This is a genomic window from Chryseobacterium sp. HNCC26DJ239 (assembly GCF_057180445.1).
The window spans coordinates 217,353-236,995 of record NZ_JBXUGJ010000002.1; the positions used below are offsets into that span (position 1 = coordinate 217,353).

The window sequence follows — 19,643 nt, forward strand, 5'->3', positions numbered from 1 at the left end:
AAAAATAATGAAAAAAATACTTTTGGGACTCGTTTTGGGAGCGTCTTTGGTTTCTCAATCGTGCATTAATGATAATGAAGATCCTGTTGCTGTTGCGCCTATTGATGGAGCTTTGGTGGATGTAAGTGTAGGAGGAGCAACGCAACCGAATCAAGTTTGGTTTGATTTAAGTGAAAATAAAAAAGTTTTAACTAAAAGAACAGATTGGGATTTGGCATTTTACTCGGGGAGTTCTTTTAAGGTGATTCTTAATTCATCGATTTTAATGGCGGCAGCAAAAATTCCCAATGCAACGAATATTGATGCCGTTACGGAAGCAAGCGTAGCTTCAATGCAATCGTTGGTTCAAGTGGCGAATTTTAATCCTGCGAATGAAATTTACATTGATGATGTTGCCGGAAATTTTCCTACAGGTTACACCGCAATTGAAGAAATAAAACCGATTGATGCAGATAACGGAATCTATCTTCTCAATCTTGGGAAAGATATTTATCAAGGAAATGTTGCACTTGGAGCGGTTACTTACAGTGGCGATGCAAGAGGTTGGATGAAAATTCAAGTGACAAGATCTGGTGATGGTTATTCAATAAAATATGCGAATTTGAATGATACTTCTCATCAAGAAATGATTATTTCAAAAAACACAGCCTTCAACTACCAATTTGTAAGTCTAAAAAACAATAAAGTAGTAACGATTCAACCTGAAAAAAAGAAATGGGACTTCTGTTTTACGGTATTTACCAACACTATTACGGGAGCGGGAAGTTATGCGTATGCAGATTTCATCAACAATAATAATGTGGGCGGAGTTGGCGCTTACGAAGTACAGGTTACCGCACCAGAAACTGGTGTGAATGCTTATAATAATTTTAAAGCTTCAGACATCGATCAATCTAAGTTTGTGTACAACGATCATCGGGTAATTGGTTCCAATTGGCGAAGTACAACAAGCGCAAACGGTCCTGAAGTTTATGGTGATAGATTTTACATTATCAAAGATTCAGACGGATATTATTTTAAGTTGAGATTTACCCGATTAACCAAAGCAAATACCGATGATCAGGGTGTTGCGGGAGAAAGAGGTTTCCCTTCTTTTGAATATAAACCGTTGTAAAAGTTTTCTCTGAATAAAAATGATATTTAATTAAAAATCTAAGAAGAAAAACAAGATGAAGAGAAATTAAACAATATTAACCATAAAAAAATAATATAATGAGCACATTAGTAAGTGATCTAAAAGAGAAATGGGAAGCTCTAAAAACTGAAAACCCAAATTTGAGAATTAGAAATGCAGCAGAAGAGTTGGAGGTAAGTGAGGCTGAACTTTTAGCAACCCAAGTTGGTGAAGGTGTAACGGTTTTAAGACCAGAGTTTCAAAATATTTTGAGCGAGGTAGAGCAGCTAGGAAAAGTTATGGCGCTTACACGCAATGACGAGTGTGTACACGAGCGAAAAGGAACGTATTTGAACGGTGATTTTAGCAGTCCTCATGCGCAACTTTTTGTAGGCGAAGATATTGATTTGAGAATCTTTTTAAATCATTGGAAATTTGCTTTCGCTGTGGTGGAAGGAGATAGAAAAAGCATCCAGTTTTTTGGAAAGGATGGTTTGGCGTTGCACAAAATTTATTTAACAAAAGACAGTAATGAAGCTGCTTTTGAAGCTTTGGTTTCAAAATTTGAAGCAGAAGAGCAAAATTCAACTTTGGAACTGGAAAATGTACCTCTAAAAGCGAGTGAAAAACTAGATCCTGAAATAGATGTTGAAGGTTTTCAAAATGCTTGGAAAGCTTTAAAAGATACCCATGATTTCTTTACGATGACCAGAAAATTTGGGGTAAGCAGAACGCAAGCGTTGAGGTTGGCTCCTGAAGGTTTTACAAAAAAAATTGATAATTCTAAGGTAGTAAATGTTTTAGAAGATGCTTCAGAAAAACAGCTTCCAATCATGATTTTTGTGGGAAATAGAGGGATTATTCAAATTCATACAGGAAATGTGAAGAAAACACTTTGGCATCAACAATGGTTCAATGTGATGGATCCTGATTTTAATCTTCACCTTGATGTAACGAAAATTGCAGAAGCTTGGATCGTGAAAAAACCAACTGAAGACGGCGAAGTTACTGCTATTGAAGTTTTCAATAAAGAAGGCGATTTTATCGTTCAATTCTTCGGAAAAAGAAAACCGGGTATTCCCGAATTGCAAGAATGGAAAGAACTTGTTTCAGATTTAGAAAATTGATAGTTAGATTATTTGATGAAGTCGTTTTGTTTTTACAAAGCGGCTTTTTTTTAAATTTAATCACAAAAGTCACAAAAGAATAGATTGTGTTTAAAGTGTAAATGATTGCGCATGAAAAGTTCAAAAAGGGTTGAGAATATTTTTATCTGCATAAATCTGTCTAATCTGCGGGAGATTTTTTAACCACAAAAGTCACTAAAATTTACTTGAAATAGATGCTTAAGTCTTTAATGTGCATATAATTTTAAAAATTTTTCAAGTGCTTTTTTGTACTTTAATTCTCAAACATTTTCATCTTAAAAAAAAACAGAACTTTTGTGTCTTTTGTGGTTTAAACAAATTTGTGATATTTGTGGTAATAAAAATAACAATGAAAAATATATTCTCAACTCTTTTTTTAATGCTTTTTTGTGCGGTAAACGCTCAAGATTTTAAAGCGTATCAGTTTTATGATAAAAAAGGAAAAGAAATAAAGCCCGAAAAAGTAGCTAAAGAATTGGCGGAATATGATGTGGTTTTCTTTGGCGAAAATCATAATAACTCCATCAATCATTGGCTTCAGTTGAAGATTACCGAAGCAGTTTATACACAAAAAAACGGAAAAATTATTCTGGGTGCTGAAATGTTTGAAAGAGACAATCAGCCGCAATTAGATCAATATTTAAGCGGGAAAATAGATGCGAAAACGTTCAAAGATTCTGCTCGTTTGTGGAACAATTATGCAACAGATTATAAGCCTTTGGTAGATTTTGCGAAAGATAAAAAACTCAAATTTATTGCGACAAATATTCCGAGAAAATATGCTTCGCAAACAGCAAAAGAAGGTTTGGCTTCTTTAAATAACCTTTCCGAAAAAGAGAAATCTTACATAGCACAATTGCCAATAAAAGTCACATTGGAAACTCCTGGTTATCCTGAAATGAAAAAAATGATGGGCGATCATGCAGAAGAAATGAAAGTGATGAATTTTATCTCTGCACAAGCCACGAAAGACGCTACAATGGCTGAATCTATCGTGAAAAATCTTACAACTGGAAATACGTTCATACATTACAACGGAAATTATCACAGTAAAGAATTTGGCGGAATTTATTGGTATATCAAGCAGAAAAATCCAAACTTAAAAATGGCGGTGATCTCAGTTTTTGAATCTGAAACTCAAGATTTAAAAGTACCCGAAAAAGAATACTTTCCAACCGATTTCAATTTGGTGATTCCGGCAGATATGACGAAAACGTATTAAAAAGAGCTAAGTGAAAAAGATAAAAAAGCTAAGTGTATTCCCACAGATTACGCAGATTTTCACAGTTTTTTTTATCTGTTTTATTGGATAGTATCTTTAATTTCCGAAGAATCTCGATAAAATATTCAATAGGAACGGGCTTTAGCCCGTTTTCTTGTATGTAATTAATTTCATCGGCTTTAGCCAAAACCTAAAAAACATCTTACCTTTGCCCAACATTCTTTAAAAATGAAAAAAATCGCTATACTTTTCGTTCTATTTGTAGGTTTTATAAATGCTCAAAAGCTTTCAAAATCTGAAATTTTCTATCATCAATCAAGGTGATATTAAAAAAGCTTTGCCAATTTACCAAACTACCGACGAAGCGCAACACAAAGTTTTGTTGAGTATTTCCGAAGAAATTGATCCGCTTGATAAAAACACGGGAATTTTAGTGAATAGAATGAAAGAATCTCTGCTTTCAACCGACGGTGGAGTTGGGATTGCCGCACCACAAGTGGGCATCAACAGAAAAGTGATTTGGGTGCAACGTTTTGATAAAAAAGAAAATCCTTTGGAATATTTCATCAATCCGGTAATTACTTGGAAGTCTGAGTTACAAAACCTTGGTCCGGAAGGAGATTTGTCGATTCCCGATTTTTACGATCAGTTTTATAGAAGTAAAGTCATTACTCTAGAATACGTCGATTTAAAAGGTGAAAAACATTCAGAAATTGTTGAAGGTTTTACCGCAATTATTTTGCAACACGAAATTGATCATCTTTTCGGAATTTTAATTTCAGACAAAAAAGAAAAAGAAAAGAATGATGAGTATTTGAAAGTAGATTCGTTTAAAAAAGTAAATTAATACACTCTCATTTTTAGACAACTTACATTTTTAATTTTAATCTTTTTGCCCACTTTTTTTAGCAAGCCAGTTTCTGAGTTTCGTCTAAAAACAACAACGGAGCTGCTTCCCGTATTGGTTGCCACTAAAAAATTTCCGCTAGGATCGAGATCAAAAACTCTCGGATGTTTTCCTTTGGTCGATTGATAACCAATGTTTTTCAATGTTCCGTTATTTTGAATAGAAAAAATAGCGATATTGTTCTCGGAACCACGATTGGAAGCGTATAAAAACTTTCCATCCGGAGAAATATGAACATCCGAACTTTCAAAATCTTCTTTATATTTTTCAGGATGTGTATATATTCTTTGAAGGTTTTTTAAAACACCATCATGATACGAAAATACAGTTACCGCACCTCCCATTTCTTCAATGCAATACGCAAATTTTCCGTTGGGATGAAACGTGAAATGTCGCGGACCGCCTCCTTGAGTAATGGCTGTAAAAGAAGATTTTGAATCTTGCAGAGGTTGTAAATCATCACTTTTAAAAGGATAAATTCTAATTTTATCTGCGCCCAAATCTGGCATAAAGACATAATCAAATTCAGGAGAAAAAACGGTTGAATGAATATGCGCTTTCTCCTGTCTATCCGGATTGATGCTTCCTTCGGAAAACTTAAAATTTTGTACTTCGTTTTCTATTTTTCCGTTTTCAGAAATGGGATGTACAGAAACGCTAGCTTCGGTGTAATTGCCGTTGATGAGCCACTTTCCGTTTTTGTGAGCGGTAATGTAAACAGGGTTTTCGCCACCACTTTTTTGACTGTTAATAAAAGAAATACTTCCTTTTTCTGAATTAAATTGAAAACTGCTTACACTTCCTCCATTTTTGGTTTTACTTTCTGTGCAGGCAAAAATATATTGTCCGTCTTCCGATAACGTGAGATAAGAAGGGTTTGAAATTCCGCTAAAACTGGTTACTTCTGTGAGTTTTCCAGTTGTGGTATTCAGTTCGTAAACGTAAATTCCCTTTGTGTTTTTATCCCAATTAAAAGAACCAAAAAAAGCATAGGTTTTTTGTGCGTAAATTGTACCAATAAAAAATAGAGTGAGGAGAAAAGCGGTGAATTTTTTCAAAAGATCAGAATTTGGTTTAAAAAAATTAATGTAAAGAAAAGAAAAAAAGATGATTTTCTTTTTCTCACAAAAAAAGCACAGACCAAAAAAATCTGCACTTTTATTATATAGATGTGTTTTTAAAAAATTATTCAGCTGAAACATCGTCTTTTTGTCCGTAAAGACTTGTTCTGTAGTTAATTCCCCATTTTGCAACTTCATCAATAATAGGAGCAAGGGTTTTTCCAAATTCGGTAATTTCGTATTCTACCGTTACAGGTTTTGTATTGATTACTTCTCTTGTGATTAGATGGTTCATTTCAAGATCTTGAAGTTCTTTCGAGAGCATTTTTGTTCCAATTCCATCTACTTCACGCAGAAGATCCATGAATCTCATTCTGTTGCTTTGCAAAAGTGTCCCTACAATGTGGAATTTCCATTTCCCTGAAAGCAGCTCCACAGTGTCTTTAATGGCATTCATACGGTGTTTGCAGATCGCGTTGTTGTTAACGGTTGGTATTTTTTTCATAATTACTCTTAATTGTGCAACAAATATAATAAATTTTGGCTACCTAGTTTCCTCGAGGAAACTACTTTCTGAAAGGAAAGTTATAACCTCCAAAAAAAACAGAATAATTAGATTTGCGATACTCAAAGAGATTTTCTGATGAGATTTTATAAAAATTTAGCCTTTTGCATCCTTGGTTTGATATCATTATCTTGCAACGGACAAAAAGACAAGAAAAATACTAGTAAAATGAACGGAGAAACAACAGCCGTAAATCCTTTGCTGTGTGATCCAGAAACTGGCGTGTGCGGAGTTTTAGGAAGTGAAGATAGCAATGTAGCAAATGTAGAGACTGCAGAAAAAACTGTTAAAGTAATTTATTTTACAGATCCTATCTGTTCTTCTTGTTGGGGAATTGAGCCTCAATTAAGAAAAATGAAGCTAGAATACGGAAGTAATATCGATGTTGAATATCGAATGGGCGGTCTTTTGCCAGACTGGAGCTATAACAGTGGAGGTATTAATAAACCTTCTGATGTAGCACATCATTGGGATGAGGTAAGCGGTTATTACGATATGCCAATTGATGGAGATGTGTGGTTTGAAGATCCTTTAGATTCGTCTTATCCGCCTTCAATTGCTTTCAAAGCAGCGCAGTTGCAGGACAGTGAAAAGGCAATCCGCTTCATGAGAGAATTAAGAGAAATGGTTTTTTTGAAGAAGAAAAACATTGCAAAATGGGATAATATTGCTGCAGCAGCTGAAAAAGTTGGCCTGAATGTTGCTAAGCTGAAAGAAGATTATCAAGGAAAAGCAAAAACGCTTTTTGAAAATGATCTGAGAATGGCAAGAGAATTTGGTGTTAGAGGGTTTCCAACCATGTTTTTTGTGAATGATAAAGGACAAAAACAAACCGTTTACGGTTCAAAACCTTATCCATTTTATGAAACTGCCATTCTTACTCTAAATCCTAAAGCAGGAAAAGAAGAGTTTGAGAAAAATTGGGAATCTTTATTTAAAAACTATAGCTCATTTACAGCAAGAGAGTTTTCTGAATTGTCAGGAAAAGGGCGTAAAGACAGCGAAAGAATTCTTAATGAATTAGCCGCTCAAGGGAAACTTGAGAAAATTACCACAAAAAATGGCTCGTTGTGGACTGTTAAATAGCCAAATCAAAATCATATACTTTATTTTTAAAGCATTTTTTTTTTTTTTTTTTTGAACGTCGCATTTCAGTGGCGTTTTTTTTTGCTTTAATATCGAAAAATGATACGCAAGATGCTGTCTTAAAACTATTTTAAATCTCACTTAAAAACCTTACTTTTGCATTGTCTAAAAAGTAAAAGAAAAGAATGAATTCCTACAAAAATCCTTTGGAAGAACGCTATTCAAGCGAAGAAATGTTGTTTAATTTCTCTCATAACAACAAATTCCAGAACTGGAGAAAGCTTTGGATTGCCCTTGCTGAAATCGAAAAAGACCTTGGTCTTGAAATCACAGACGAGCAAATTGCAGAGTTGAAAGCCAATGCAGAAAACATTGATTATGAAAAAGCTGCTGAATATGAGAAAAAATTCAGACATGATGTAATGGCTCACGTTCACACGTATGGAGATGTGGCGCCTTCTGCAAAAGGAATTATTCACTTAGGTGCAACTTCGGCTTTTGTAGGAGATAATACAGACTTAATTCAAATTCGTGATGGTCTTTTAATCTTAAAGAAAAAATTGGTAAACGTCATCAAAAGTCTTTCTGATTTTGCTATTCAGTACAAAGATCTTCCAACTTTAGGATTTACCCACTTCCAACCAGCTCAGCTTACAACCGTTGGAAAAAGAGCGACACTTTGGTTACAAAGTTTGGTTTTGGATATTGAAGAATTAGATTTCTTCTTAGAAACGCTAAGATTTAGAGGAGTAAAAGGTACCACAGGAACTGCAGCAAGTTTCTTAGAGCTTTTCAACGGAGATTATTCTAAAGTAAAACATTTAGATAAAGAATTGTCTAAGAGATTTGGCTTCGAAAAAGTTTTCGGAGTTTCAGGACAAACTTACGATAGAAAAATTGATGCGAAAGTGGTTGCTTTATTAGGAAATATCGCTCAATCTGCACATAAATTTACCAACGATTTACGTCTTCTTCAAAACCTTAAGGAAATTGAAGAACCATTCGAGAAAAACCAAATCGGTTCTTCGGCAATGGCTTACAAACGTAACCCAATGAGAAGCGAAAGAATCGGAGCTTTAGCAAAATATGTAATGTCTTTAACGACTAGTTCTGCAATGGTGGCTTCTACACAATGGTTTGAAAGAACATTGGACGATTCTGCAAATAAGAGATTAACAATTCCTCAAGCTTTTTTAGCTGTTGATGCAATCCTTTTGATTTGGAACAACATCATGAACGGAATCGTCGTATATCCAAACAGAATCAACAAACATATTATGGATGAACTTCCTTTCATGGCGACAGAATACATCATCATGGAGGAAGTGAAAGCGGGAGGAGACCGTCAGGAAATTCACGAGGTAATCAGAGTTCACTCTATGGAAGCTTCGAAAAAAGTGAAAGAAGAAGGAAAAGAAAACGACCTTATCGAAAGAATCCTAAATGACGATTCATTAAAACTAGATAAATCAAAATTAAAAGAAGTTCTTGATCCTAAAAACTTCATCGGTTTTGCACCAATTCAAACGGAAGAATTCATTGCCAATGAAGTTCAGCCAATTATTGATGCCAACAAAGATTTGATAGGATTGGAGGCTGACCTTAAAGTATAATTTAATATGCAGTCTTTTCGGCTGCATATTTTTTTGAAATTAAATTAAACCATGAAAAATATATTTTTCCTATTTCTGATTTTTTGTTTGGGTTTATCCTCAAATATGATTTCAGCACAGCTTAATTCTGAAAATTTGAAAGATTTTCAGCTTACTAAAGAAGAGTATCAGGAATTCAAAGATTATTTAATTTCGAAAAACTTAACGATTAAAGATACTATTTACATTAAATATGATTTCAACCATGAAAGTTGTTGGGACCGTTTAGATGAGATGGGTAAAAATCATATTAATCAAGTTTTAAAAGGGTTTCAGAATCATATTTCAAATTTTAATAAAACTTTTAATACGGCTGTAGCTTATAATTTTAGGCAAACAGGTAAAAGTTTAAATAAATTAAAACTTTGGGATACATCTATTATTCTCGATGATAAAGAAGTTTTGAAAAGATTAATTTTTAAGGAAAAAGTGCAATGCGGTTGTTCTGCTGTAATTCTTGGTGATGGTTCTTATTTATTATATAACAAAGACCCACATTTTGAACTTCTAAGTTTACATCATAATTACACTGGAAAGAAATTTTAAAAATATCTTTTATCAAATTGATCAACAATATTTTAATATATAAAACTGACATCTAATGTCTAATAACAAAAGAATTTTCGTAGAAAAAAGAGGAATTTTCGATGTCGAAAGTCCAAAAATTTTTGATGAAGTAAAAGCGGTCGCTCCGTCTATCCAGAGCGTAAAGGTGTATAACGTTTACGATATTTTTGGGTTAAATGATGGTGAATTCGAAAAGGTGGTAAACAGCACTTTCGTAGACCCGGTTACTGATATTTTGCACGAAGAAAATCCTGCAACGGGTATTCATTTCGGAATGGAATTTTTACCTGGTCAATACGACCAACGTGCAGATTCTGCTCAGCAATGTATCGCTTTATTAACTGAGAATGAGAAATCTAAAGTAAGAAGCGGTAAATTAATCGAGTTTGAAGGAGCTTCAGAAGCAGATTTAGCAAAAATCAAAGACCTTTTAATCAATAAAGTTGAATCTCAAGAGAAAGATTTATCAATTTTAGATATTCCAGCAGAAGAAACACCGTCAAAAGTGATTGTTCATGATGGTTTTATTGATTTTGATGATGCTCAATTGGCGGAATTTTTCAACAAACATGGTTTTGCTTTAGGTTTAGACGATTTAAAATTCATTCAAGAATATTTTAAAACCGAAAAAAGAAATCCTACAGAAACCGAACTAAAAGTTTTAGATACGTATTGGAGCGACCACTGTCGTCACACAACATTTGAAACTGAATTGTCGAATATAGAATTTGAAGGAAAATTCAAACATACATTGGAAACTATTTTCAATGATTATATCGAAAAAAGAAAATTCTTAGGTCGTGAATTGAAGCCTATCTCTTTAATGGATTTGGCAACGGTTTGCGGAAGATATTTTAGCAAAACAGGAAAGCTTGAAAACCTTGTAGTTTCAGACGAAATCAATGCTTGTACCATACAAATTGAAGCTGAATACGATGGTAAAAAAGAACCTTGGTATTTGTTATTTAAAAACGAAACGCACAATCACCCAACAGAAATCGAGCCATTTGGTGGTGCTTCAACATGTTTAGGTGGTGCCATTAGAGATCCTTTGTCTGGACGTTCTTTCGTTTTCCAAGCGATGAGATTAACGGGAGCTGCAGATGTTCTGGAATCTGTTGATAAAACTTTACCAGGCAAATTGCCTCAAAAAACAATCACAAAACAGGCTGCAAACGGATATTCTTCTTACGGAAACCAAATTGGTTTAGCAACTACGATGGTTTCTGAAATTTATGACGAAGGTTATAAAGCAAAAAGAATGGAAGTTGGTTTCGTTGCCGGAGCTTGTCCTGTTGATTGGGTAAGACGCGAAAAGCCTGAAAATGGAGATTCTATCATCATTTTAGGAGGTGCAACTGGTCGTGATGGTGTTGGTGGAGCGAGTGGAAGTTCAAAAGAACAAGACGAAACTTCTATCCACACAATGAGTTCTGAAGTTCAGAAAGGAAACGCGGTTGAGGAAAGAAAAATTCAAAGACTTTTCAGAAATCCTGAAGTAACGAGATTGATTAAAAAATCGAATGATTTCGGAGCAGGAGGTGTTTCTGTGGCAATTGGTGAAATTGCAGATTCTTTGGAAGTTAATTTGGATGTTTTACCTTTAAAATATGAAGGTTTGAACGGAACCGAGCTTGCTATTTCTGAATCTCAGGAAAGAATGGCGGTTGTGGTTGAACCAAAAGATAAAGAAAAATTCATCAAGTTCTGTGAAGCTGAAAATATTGTGGCTGTTGAAGTTGCAAAAGTTACAGATTCTGGAAGAATGCAGATGTTCTGGAAAGGCGATAAAATTGTAGACCTTTCGAGAGAATTTTTAGATACAAACGGTTGCTCTAAAAATCAGGAGGTGAAAATTACTCACCTTGATGAAGTAAAAGAAGAAACTCCAGTTTTCAACGAAGAAAATTTCTTGAAAATTTTAGCAGATAAAAACGTTGCTTCGCAAAAAGGTTTGTTGGAAATGTTCGATTCATCGATTGGTGCAACTACGGTTGCGATGCCTTTAGGTGGGAAATATCAGCAGACTTTGATGGAAGGAAGCGTTCAGACTTTGCCAATTATCGGAGCGAAAAATATCGAAACAGTTTCTTTGGCGAGTTGGGGATTTGATGCCGAGATTTCTAAGCAGAATTCTTTGTTGGGAGCTTCTTACGCGGTTGTAGAAAGTGTTGCGAAAATCGTTGCAATGGGTGGCGATTATAAAAATATCAGATTCAGTTTCCAGGAATATTTTGAGAAATTAGGTCAGAATCCTGAAAAATGGGGGAAACCTTTAGCTTCGCTTTTAGGAGCTTATGATGCTCAAATGAATTTCGGATTGGCTGCAATTGGTGGTAAAGATTCAATGAGTGGAACGTATCAAGATTTGAATGTTCCTCCAACGTTGATTTCTTTCGCTTGTGCAAATGGTGAAAAATCTACTATTATTTCTCCAGAGTTTAAAACTGCAGGAAATAAAATCTATTTCTTCAATCACGTTGCTCAGGAAAACGGACTTCCAAATTATGATGATTTAAAAGCTGTTTATGAATTCATCTTTGAAAACATTAAAGCTGGAAAAATTGTTTCTGTGAAAACAGTTAAAGAAGGTGGAGTTGCTGTTGCTTTAGCAAAAATGAGTTTCGGAAATAGGTTGGGTGCAGACATTACAGTTGATGAAAACACTTTGTTAGCTAAGAATATCGGAAGTTTAATCATTGAATCTAAAGAAGAATTAAGCGCTATAAATCTTCAATTAATCGGAGAAGTTAAAGATTCGGGTAATTTGAAAATCAACAATATTGAATCTAGCATCTTGAATCTTTTGTCTTCTTACACAGGTACATTCGAGGGCCTTTTCCCAACGATTGAAAAAGAAAAATTGACGGTTGAATTGGATGAGAAACTAAACTCAATCAATCCAAGAAATATCATCATCAAAAAGCACGGAATTGCTCAGCCAAAAGTATTTGCGCCGGTTTTCCCAGGTACAAACTGCGAGTATGATACATTGAATGCTTTTGCGAAAGAAGGTGCGGTAATCAGCAGTTTGCCATTAATCAACATCAATCACCAATTATTGGATGAAAGTATTGATGCATGGGTTGAAGAGATTAAAACGTCTCAAATTTTGGCTTTCTCAGGAGGTTTTTCGGCAGGTGATGAACCGGATGGTTCTGCAAAATTCATAGTTAATGTTTTGAAAAACGAGAAGATGAGAAATGCCGTTCACGAATTGCTAGACAGAGACGGAATGATTGTCGGGATTTGTAACGGTTTCCAAGCTTTGGTTAAATCTGGATTGTTACCTTACGGAAGAATCAAGGATTTGGACGAAAACTCTCCAACTTTAGCACATAACGCCATTAGAAGACATATTTCTCAAATGGTAAATGTAAAAGTGGTGAATGACGAATCTCCTTGGTTGAAAGGAATGAAAGATCAAGTTTTCACGATTCCAATTTCTCACGGTGAAGGTCGTTTTATGGCTTCAGAAGCTGAAATTCAGAAGTTGTACGAAAACGGACAGATTGCAACCCAATATCTAGATTTAGAAGGAAATATTGCACACGGAATGCCTTTCAACCCAAATAATTCATTATTCGGAATTGAAGGAGTTACTTCTCCTTGTGGAAAAATCTTCGGTAGAATGGGACACCCTGAAAGATTTGCAGAAGGTTTAATGAAAAATATACCAACCGCAAACTATCACAACATCTTTAAAAATGGAGTTGAATACTTCAAATAGATAAAAAGAAAATGACTGTCAGAAATGGCAGTCATTTTTGTTATAAATAATATATTTTTTTGGATTAAAAAATATACTTCCAATACACTAAAATCCCCACAATTACAGAGAGAATCGCCATTAAAGTTACTGCTCCTGCCGCAATATCTTTTATAAAACCAATTCTTTTATCAAATGCCGGGTGTATAAAATCACAGATTTTTTCAATGGCTGTATTAATAATTTCTGCAGAAAGAACCATAAATGAAACCATAAAAATTAATACCGCATCTAGGGTAGAAAGGTGGAAATAGAGAATTAGAAAGATATTGATGAGCAAAGCAAAAACCTCAATCTGAAAATTTCTTTCAGATTTAAAAATCATACATAACCCTCTGATTGCATTGGTTATACTTCGTAGAAGAGAAGGTTTTCGCATTTTTATATTTCTGTAAAGATACATTTTCTCTTATTTTCAAGAGTTTTTCTTTTTATATTTGAGGTATAATTACTCACCACATGACAAAATATCTATTTATTTTCTTCTCAATTTTTGGTTTAAATTTATTTTTAGCACAAGATTATAAACAGAAGTTTACCCAAGAGGTGTGCGATTGTGTTAAAAAAATTGACGTTACCAATAAAACTGATAACGAAAGACATACACAGTTTGGATTGTGCGCTTTTAAACATTATCAACCCTATAAAAAAGAGCTTAAAAAAGATTTTAATATTGATTTGGTTTCCGATATGGGAAACACGACAAAAATGAAAGAATTTGGTATTCAAGTCGGCTTGTTGATGATGGCAGAATGTCCGGAAGCTTTTAATGCCATTATGAAAGATGAAATCGAAAAAGCACAAGAAGCGGAAGAGGTAGAATCGTCTGAAATGCTGATAAATGGTAAGATTACTAAAATTGAAAAAGAAAATTTTGTGGTTTTCCATTTGGTAGGCGACAACAAAGTTTTAAACAAATTTTACTGGATTTCTAATGTAGAATCTGATATCGATTTACCTAAAGAATACCAATCTTTATTGAATAAAAAAGTAAACATTAGCTACTACAATACGCAGATTTTTGATACCAAAATTGGTGATTATAAGAATCTAAACGTAATTTCTAGTATTAAAACAGAATAATGATGTTTGTTAATAACTCTGAGAATTAAATTTTTCAATCTGTTTTCTATTTGTTATATTTGTAAAAACTTATTTTTAAATCTATGAAATTTATTATTTCAAGTGGCGAACTGCAGAAAGCTTTACAGACGGTAAGTGGCGTGATTTCAAGCTCTCAGTCGAGACCGATTTTAGAAAATTATCTTTTTGAATTAAACGAAAACAACGTTACCATTACCGCTTCAGACGGTGAAACTACTTTGGTAACTTCACTTGAAGTAAAATCTGATGATGCAGGGAAATTTGCTGTTCCGGCAAAGATTTTCCAGGATTTCATCAAAACTTATGGTGAGCAACCTCTTACTTTCGTAGTGAAAGATAATGCAGAAGGTACAGGAAGTCTGCTTGAAATTTTAGATGAGAAAGATAATTTTGCGGTAGCTTTAGACCACGCAGACGATTATCCTGAACTTCCAGAATTTGATGCGGCTCAAACCGTAACAATGCCTGCTGGAGTTTTATCTGAAGCTTTAACCAACACGCTTTTTGCAACAAGTAACGATTCTCTTCGCCCTGTAATGACGGGAGTTTTGTTCCAATTTGGAGAAAACGAAACCAATTTTGTTTCTACAGACTCTCATAGATTGGTGGTGTACAAAAGAACAGATTTGATGAATGCCGAACCAATGGAATTCATCATGCCTAAAAAACCTCTAAATATCTTCAAAAATATCTTAGCGAGTTCGAACGGAGACGTTACGATTGAGTTCAACGAGAACATGGCGAAGTTTACTTTTGATAAAAATATTTGGATTTGTAGATTAATCGACGGAAAATATCCAAACTATACTGCGGTAATTCCTAAAGAAAACCCGAACCTTTTAACCATCAACAGAAACCTTTTGTTGAGCGCAATTAAGAGAGCTTCGATTATGTCTAACAAATCTACCAACCAAGTAAGATTTAAGCTTTCTGGAAATATTCTTCACCTTCACGCAGAAGATACAGAATATGCAAACAAAGCAGATATGCAAATTCCTTGTGATTATAACGGTGAAGATATTAACATCGGTTTTAGCTCTAAATTTTTAACAGAAATGTTAACGATTTTAGGTTCAGACGATATTACTATGAAAATGTCTCAACCTAATAGACCTGGAATTATTGAACCTCTAGATGGTCTGGAAGAAAACGAAAATATTCTTATGCTTTCGATGCCTGTAATCGGGTTGTAAGATGTAAAATAATAACAAAAAAAGGTTTTGAGCTTCAAAACCTTTTTTTTGTGTTTTAACAAGAGTTAAAAATTTCGATAGTTCTTAAAAAAACACGATATTTGCAACTTAAAAAATTACTTTGAAATGCTGTGTTTCAAAGTATAAAATTTCAAATTCATCATTAATGAAAATATCAAATAACTGGCTTAAAGATTTTATCAAAACAGACATTAAAACCGAAAGAATCGGTGAATTTCTTACCGATATTGGTCTTGAAGTTGAAGGGATAGAAAAATTTGAGAGTGTAAAGGGTAGCTTGGAAGGTATTGTTGTAGGTAAAGTTCTTACTTGCGAGAAGCATCCGAATGCAGATAAACTAAAAAAGACAACAGTAGATGTCGGAAACGGTAAAATTTTAAATATCGTTTGTGGCGCTCCTAATGTAGCGGAAGGACAAACCGTTCCTGTTGCTGTTGTAGGTACTAAAATCTATGCTAAAGATGGAAGTTTCTTTGAAATTAAAGAAGCTAAAATTCGTGGAGAAGTTTCTCAGGGAATGATTTGTGCCGAAGACGAACTTGGTCTTAGCGAAGATCATGGCGGAATTATGGTTTTAGACGAAACTCAATATGAGGTTGGGAAAAATTTTGCAGATTATTTTGAACTTTCTAATGATGAAGTTTTCGAAATTGGTTTAACACCGAATCGTACCGATGCGATGTCTCATTACGGTGTTGCAAGAGACCTTTTTGCATACCTTTCTACAAACAAACAAAAATCTGAATTTACCAAAATTACTTCAGAAAGTGTAAATAAAGAAGGTGCACACAGCTTTAGTTTAGAAGTAGAAGACGCAGAACTTACACCAAGATATATAGGTGCTGTAATTGAAAACGTAAAAGTAGCAGAATCTCCTTCTTGGTTGAAAGATAGATTGAAAGCTATTGGATTAAGCCCAATTAACAACGTTGTAGATATTACGAATTATATTCTTCATGGGTTTGGTCAGCCTTTACATGCTTTTGACGCTGATAAAATTGCGGATAAAAAAGTGAAAGTGGGTACGGTTGCCCAAGGAACAAAATTCACAACTTTAGACGGTGTTGAAAGAACACTCAATGGTTCTGAGATTATCATTAAAGACGGTAAAGACGCTCCAATGTGCATTGCCGGAGTTTTTGGTGGTACAAATTCTGGAGTTTCTTTAGAAACTACAACGATTTTCCTGGAAAGTGCTTATTTTAACCCAATTGCAGTGAGAAAAGCAGCAAAAGCTCATGGTTTAAATACAGATGCTTCTTTCAGATTTGAAAGAGGAGTTGATCCTAATATTACAAGAACTGCGCTTACCCATGCGATAAAATTAATCAGCGAATTGGCAGGAGGAAAGCTTGTTGGTGAGATTTTAGAGGAATATCCAAAGAAAATAGAAGATAACTATGTTATTATCAGATTTTCCAGAATTGAGCAGATTTTAGGAACAAAAATTCACAGAGAAAAAGTAAAAGAAATTTTGAAAGCTCTTGAAATTCAGGTTCTTAATGAAATTCAAAATGGTTTTGAAGTTTCGGTTCCTGCATACAGAGCAGATGTAACGAGAGAAATCGATATTATTGAAGAGATTTTAAGAATTTACGGATATAATAAAATTGATGCTCCACAAAAAATTTCGTTCACGCCAGTAAAATTAAGCGCAAAAGACCAAGACGAGCTAGAAAATTCTTGGGCTAGAACGCTTCAAGGTTTAGGTTTCAACGAAGTAATGAATAATTCTCTTACGTCTGTGAAAGATGAAACAGATGCTGTAAAATTATTAAATCCGTTGAGTAATGATTTAGCATTTATGAGAAAGTCTTTATTGGAAGGGCTTTTACAGAACGCTATTTATAACATCAACAGAAAAAATCAAGACATCAAGTTTTTCGAATTTGGGAAAATTTATCACAAAAGAGAAAAATACGAAGAAAGAAAACAGTTGGCAATTTTAGTTACAGGAAGAGATGTTGCAGAAAACTGGCTTCAGCCAAAATCGGCTACAAGTTTCTATAATTTAAAAGCTTATGTGAAAGTTTTGCTTGAAAAATTAGCGATTGATTATAAGGAAGTTCCTTCTTCTGATGCAAGATTTTCTGATGCTTTGGAATATGTTTCTCATGATAAAACTTTGGTGAGAATTGGTAAAGTTGCTCCTCAAATGTTGAAAGATTTTGATATCGAGCAAGAATGTTTCTATGCAGAAATTGAGTTGGAATTGGCTCAAACTTTAAGAGCAGAAAACGAATTGAAGTTTAAAGACATTCCTAAATTCAACAAAATCAGAAGAGATTTAGCTTTATTGATCGACAAAAACGTACAATATCAAGATTTGTATCAAACGGCGAAGAAAAACAAATCTCCTTTCTTGAAAAACATCAACTTATTTGATGTTTACGAAGGAAAAAACCTTCCAGAAGGAAAGAAGTCTTACGCGATGAGCTTCGAACTTTTGAACGAAGAAAAAACGTTGGAAGAAAAAGAAATTGCTTCTGTGATGGATTCTCTCATTAAATCTTTCCAAAAAGAATTTAATGCAGAATTAAGATCGTAAATAGTAGATTTTAAAATACATGTAAGACTGTTCGCAAGAGCAGTCTTTTTTTTATAAAGTTTCATCAACGATTTTGCTATATAAAACACTTTCGCACTCTCAAAAGCGATGTTTTACATGAGATTTTTGCGGTTGCTGTATACGTCACTTTTTAGCTTTATGAAGAAAAAAATATATTCAAGAAAGTTTTAATTATATTTACGTTTTACAAAACGATATGCAGAAAAAAATCAAACTTTGGGACGCCATTATGCTCGTTATGGGCTCCATGATTGGGAGCGGAATATTCATCGTAAGCTCCGATATTATGCGGAATCTCGGTTCCGGTTGGTGGTTGGTTATCGTTTGGATTATTACGGGAGTTATGACGGTTGCTGCGGCGATTAGTTATGGCGAGTTATCTGCAATTTTTCCGAAAGCGGGTGGACAATACGTTTATTTAAAGGAAATCTTCGGAAAGAAGATTGGATTTCTTTACGGATGGGGATTATTTTCAGTTATTCAAACAGGGACAATTGCGGCAGTGGCGGTTGCTTTCGGGAAGTTTACGGCGTACCTTATTCCAGCTTTAAATAACGCTGAACCTATTTTTCAGCAAGGAGAATTTAAAATTACCTACATTCAGATTTTGGCGATTTTGGTCATCATGTTGCTCACTTTTATCAATACAAAAGGTGTTGAAAGTGGGAAGTTTTTACAGAATTTATTTACAGGTTCTAAAGTTTTAGCTTTACTTGGATTAATATTTGCCGGAATATTTTTTGTAAACACAAGCTATTTTTCTGAGAACTTCAGTTCTGGTTTGGAAGCTTTTAGCAATCTTAAAAAAGATGCTTTAGGGAACTTTACCAAATCGGGTTGGGAATCTATTTCTGGCTTTGCTTTGATGGGCGGAATTGCCTCAGCAATGGTAGGCTCAGTTTTTAGCTCTGTTGCATGGGAAAATGTTACGTTTGTCGCAGGCGAAATTGAAAATCCTAAGAAAAATGTTGTTCGTTCCATGATTTTTGGAACTTCTGCGGTAATGGTTTTGTATCTCGCGGTTAATTTAGTCTATATTACAACTTTATCGAGGGACGAAATTGCTTTTGCGGCAGACGATAGAGTAGCGGTTTCTTCCACATTGGCGATTTTTGGAAATACAGGTACTTTGATTATCGCTTTGCTTGTAATGATTTCAACTTTTGGCTGTAATAACGGCTTAATCCTTTCTGGAGCGCGAGTTTTTCAAACCATGTCTAAAGATGGGATGTTCTTCAAATCTGCTGCTGAAAACAACAAAAACCAAGTTCCGGAAAATGCTTTATGGATGCAAGGAATTTGGGCAAGTGTGCTTTGCTTGAGCGGTCAGTACGGGAATCTTTTAGATATGATTTCGTTTGTGATTGTTTTATTTTACATGATTACCGTTTTTGGGGTTATTTATTTAAGGATTAAAAAACCAGAAATAGAAAGACCTTACAAAACGTGGTTTTATCCTGTTACGCCTTTAATTTATCTCTTGATTGGTACTGCTTTTTGCATTTTACTTTTAATTTTTAAAACACAATATACTTGGCCTGGTTTGCTTTTGGTGTTACTTGGTCTTCCGATTTACTATTTTATTGATTCTCGAAAAAAGAATGTTTAACCTTAAACTATTCTTCTTTGGAATACATTTTGGAACAGTGTAGAAGTATGATTTAG

At 34.3% G+C, this 19,643-nt stretch carries 15 protein-coding genes; 12 read left to right on the forward strand and 3 right to left on the reverse strand.

From position 1 onward, the window contains the following. Positions 1-7 precede the first annotated feature (7 nt). The 4 genes from AC2A1D_RS04690 to def all read left to right on the forward strand — a co-directional run bounded on the left by AC2A1D_RS04690 (position 8) and on the right by def (position 4,331). On the forward strand, positions 8-1,114 hold the full coding sequence (locus AC2A1D_RS04690; RefSeq protein WP_484042505.1) for an HmuY family protein: 1,107 nt from the start codon (positions 8-10) through the stop codon (positions 1,112-1,114). A gap of 98 nt (positions 1,115-1,212) precedes the next feature. Continuing rightward, positions 1,213-2,241, forward strand: a complete 1,029-nt coding sequence (locus AC2A1D_RS04695; protein WP_484042506.1) for a hemin-degrading factor — start codon at positions 1,213-1,215, stop codon at positions 2,239-2,241. 370 nt (positions 2,242-2,611) lie between these two features. Further along, the gene (locus tag AC2A1D_RS04700) at positions 2,612-3,484 is read left to right on the forward strand and encodes a ChaN family lipoprotein (protein WP_484042507.1); all 873 of its coding nucleotides are present in this window, start codon (positions 2,612-2,614) and stop codon (positions 3,482-3,484) included. A 274-nt stretch (positions 3,485-3,758) separates the two neighbouring features. Beyond that, complete coding sequence (def, locus tag AC2A1D_RS04705; protein WP_484042508.1) at positions 3,759-4,331, forward strand: peptide deformylase; 573 nt, start codon at positions 3,759-3,761, stop codon at positions 4,329-4,331. Here the strand turns inward: def and AC2A1D_RS04710 are convergent. Both AC2A1D_RS04710 and AC2A1D_RS04715 read right to left on the reverse strand, forming a co-directional pair. Beyond that, a complete protein-coding gene (locus AC2A1D_RS04710; protein ID WP_484042509.1) occupies positions 4,328-5,449 on the reverse strand; it encodes a lactonase family protein in 1,122 nt (373 codons plus the stop codon). The genes def and AC2A1D_RS04710 overlap by 4 nt on opposite strands. 127 nt (positions 5,450-5,576) lie before the next feature. Next, the gene (locus tag AC2A1D_RS04715) at positions 5,577-5,957 is read right to left on the reverse strand and encodes a winged helix-turn-helix transcriptional regulator (RefSeq protein ID WP_484042510.1); all 381 of its coding nucleotides are present in this window, start codon (positions 5,955-5,957) and stop codon (positions 5,577-5,579) included. Positions 5,958-6,185: 228 nt separating this feature from the next. Between AC2A1D_RS04715 and AC2A1D_RS04720 the strand changes: the two genes are divergently transcribed. From AC2A1D_RS04720 to AC2A1D_RS04735, 4 genes are all read left to right on the forward strand, one after another. Continuing rightward, positions 6,186-7,103: a ClpXP adapter SpxH family protein gene (locus AC2A1D_RS04720; protein WP_484042511.1), complete on the forward strand. Its 918-nt coding sequence runs from the start codon at positions 6,186-6,188 to the stop codon at positions 7,101-7,103. 185 nt (positions 7,104-7,288) lie between these two features. Next, positions 7,289-8,716: an adenylosuccinate lyase gene (gene purB / locus AC2A1D_RS04725; protein ID WP_484042512.1), complete on the forward strand. Its 1,428-nt coding sequence runs from the start codon at positions 7,289-7,291 to the stop codon at positions 8,714-8,716. A gap of 105 nt (positions 8,717-8,821) precedes the next feature. Beyond that, complete coding sequence (locus AC2A1D_RS04730; RefSeq protein ID WP_484042513.1) at positions 8,822-9,301, forward strand: hypothetical protein; 480 nt, start codon at positions 8,822-8,824, stop codon at positions 9,299-9,301. Between the two features lie 55 nt (positions 9,302-9,356). Next, a complete protein-coding gene (locus AC2A1D_RS04735) occupies positions 9,357-13,052 on the forward strand; it encodes a phosphoribosylformylglycinamidine synthase (protein ID WP_484042514.1) in 3,696 nt (1,231 codons plus the stop codon). 64 nt (positions 13,053-13,116) lie between these two features. Here AC2A1D_RS04735 and AC2A1D_RS04740 read toward each other — a convergent pair whose 3' ends face one another. Next, on the reverse strand, positions 13,117-13,470 hold the full coding sequence (locus tag AC2A1D_RS04740) for a diacylglycerol kinase (protein ID WP_484042515.1): 354 nt from the start codon (positions 13,468-13,470) through the stop codon (positions 13,117-13,119). An 80-nt stretch (positions 13,471-13,550) separates the two neighbouring features. On the opposite strand from AC2A1D_RS04740, the gene AC2A1D_RS04745 reads away from it, so the two are divergent. The 4 genes from AC2A1D_RS04745 (at position 13,551) to AC2A1D_RS04760 (ending at position 19,587) form a co-directional block, all read left to right on the forward strand. Continuing rightward, entirely contained in the window at positions 13,551-14,174 is a 624-nt protein-coding gene (locus tag AC2A1D_RS04745) for a hypothetical protein (RefSeq protein WP_484042516.1), read from the forward strand. A gap of 83 nt (positions 14,175-14,257) precedes the next feature. Then, positions 14,258-15,388: a DNA polymerase III subunit beta gene (gene dnaN / locus AC2A1D_RS04750; protein ID WP_484042517.1), complete on the forward strand. Its 1,131-nt coding sequence runs from the start codon at positions 14,258-14,260 to the stop codon at positions 15,386-15,388. 166 nt (positions 15,389-15,554) lie between these two features. Beyond that, complete coding sequence (gene pheT / locus AC2A1D_RS04755) at positions 15,555-17,957, forward strand: phenylalanine--tRNA ligase subunit beta (RefSeq protein ID WP_484042518.1); 2,403 nt, start codon at positions 15,555-15,557, stop codon at positions 17,955-17,957. Between the two features lie 217 nt (positions 17,958-18,174). Then, positions 18,175-19,587 (forward strand): APC family permease, encoded by a 1,413-nt coding sequence (locus AC2A1D_RS04760; RefSeq protein WP_484042519.1) that lies wholly within the window; start codon positions 18,175-18,177, stop codon positions 19,585-19,587. The last annotated feature ends 56 nt before the right edge of the window (positions 19,588-19,643 follow it).

Bases quoted from the DNA above. Each gene is read 5' to 3' on its own strand.
- AC2A1D_RS04690 (WP_484042505.1), top strand. From the start codon at position 8: ATGAAAAAAATACTTTTGGGACTCGTTTTGGGAGCGTCTTTGGTTTCT.
- AC2A1D_RS04695 (WP_484042506.1), top strand. From the start codon at position 1,213: ATGAGCACATTAGTAAGTGATCTAAAAGAGAAATGGGAAGCTCTAAAA.
- AC2A1D_RS04700 (WP_484042507.1), top strand. From the start codon at position 2,612: ATGAAAAATATATTCTCAACTCTTTTTTTAATGCTTTTTTGTGCGGTA.
- def (WP_484042508.1), top strand. From the start codon at position 3,759: ATGCTCAAAAGCTTTCAAAATCTGAAATTTTCTATCATCAATCAAGGT.
- AC2A1D_RS04715 (WP_484042510.1), bottom strand. From the start codon at position 5,957: ATGAAAAAAATACCAACCGTTAACAACAACGCGATCTGCAAACACCGT.
- AC2A1D_RS04720 (WP_484042511.1), top strand. From the start codon at position 6,186: ATGAACGGAGAAACAACAGCCGTAAATCCTTTGCTGTGTGATCCAGAA.
- purB (WP_484042512.1), top strand. From the start codon at position 7,289: ATGAATTCCTACAAAAATCCTTTGGAAGAACGCTATTCAAGCGAAGAA.
- AC2A1D_RS04730 (WP_484042513.1), top strand. From the start codon at position 8,822: ATGATTTCAGCACAGCTTAATTCTGAAAATTTGAAAGATTTTCAGCTT.
- AC2A1D_RS04735 (WP_484042514.1), top strand. From the start codon at position 9,357: ATGTCTAATAACAAAAGAATTTTCGTAGAAAAAAGAGGAATTTTCGAT.
- AC2A1D_RS04740 (WP_484042515.1), bottom strand. From the start codon at position 13,470: ATGCGAAAACCTTCTCTTCTACGAAGTATAACCAATGCAATCAGAGGG.
- AC2A1D_RS04745 (WP_484042516.1), top strand. From the start codon at position 13,551: ATGACAAAATATCTATTTATTTTCTTCTCAATTTTTGGTTTAAATTTA.
- dnaN (WP_484042517.1), top strand. From the start codon at position 14,258: ATGAAATTTATTATTTCAAGTGGCGAACTGCAGAAAGCTTTACAGACG.
- pheT (WP_484042518.1), top strand. From the start codon at position 15,555: ATGAAAATATCAAATAACTGGCTTAAAGATTTTATCAAAACAGACATT.
- AC2A1D_RS04760 (WP_484042519.1), top strand. From the start codon at position 18,175: ATGCAGAAAAAAATCAAACTTTGGGACGCCATTATGCTCGTTATGGGC.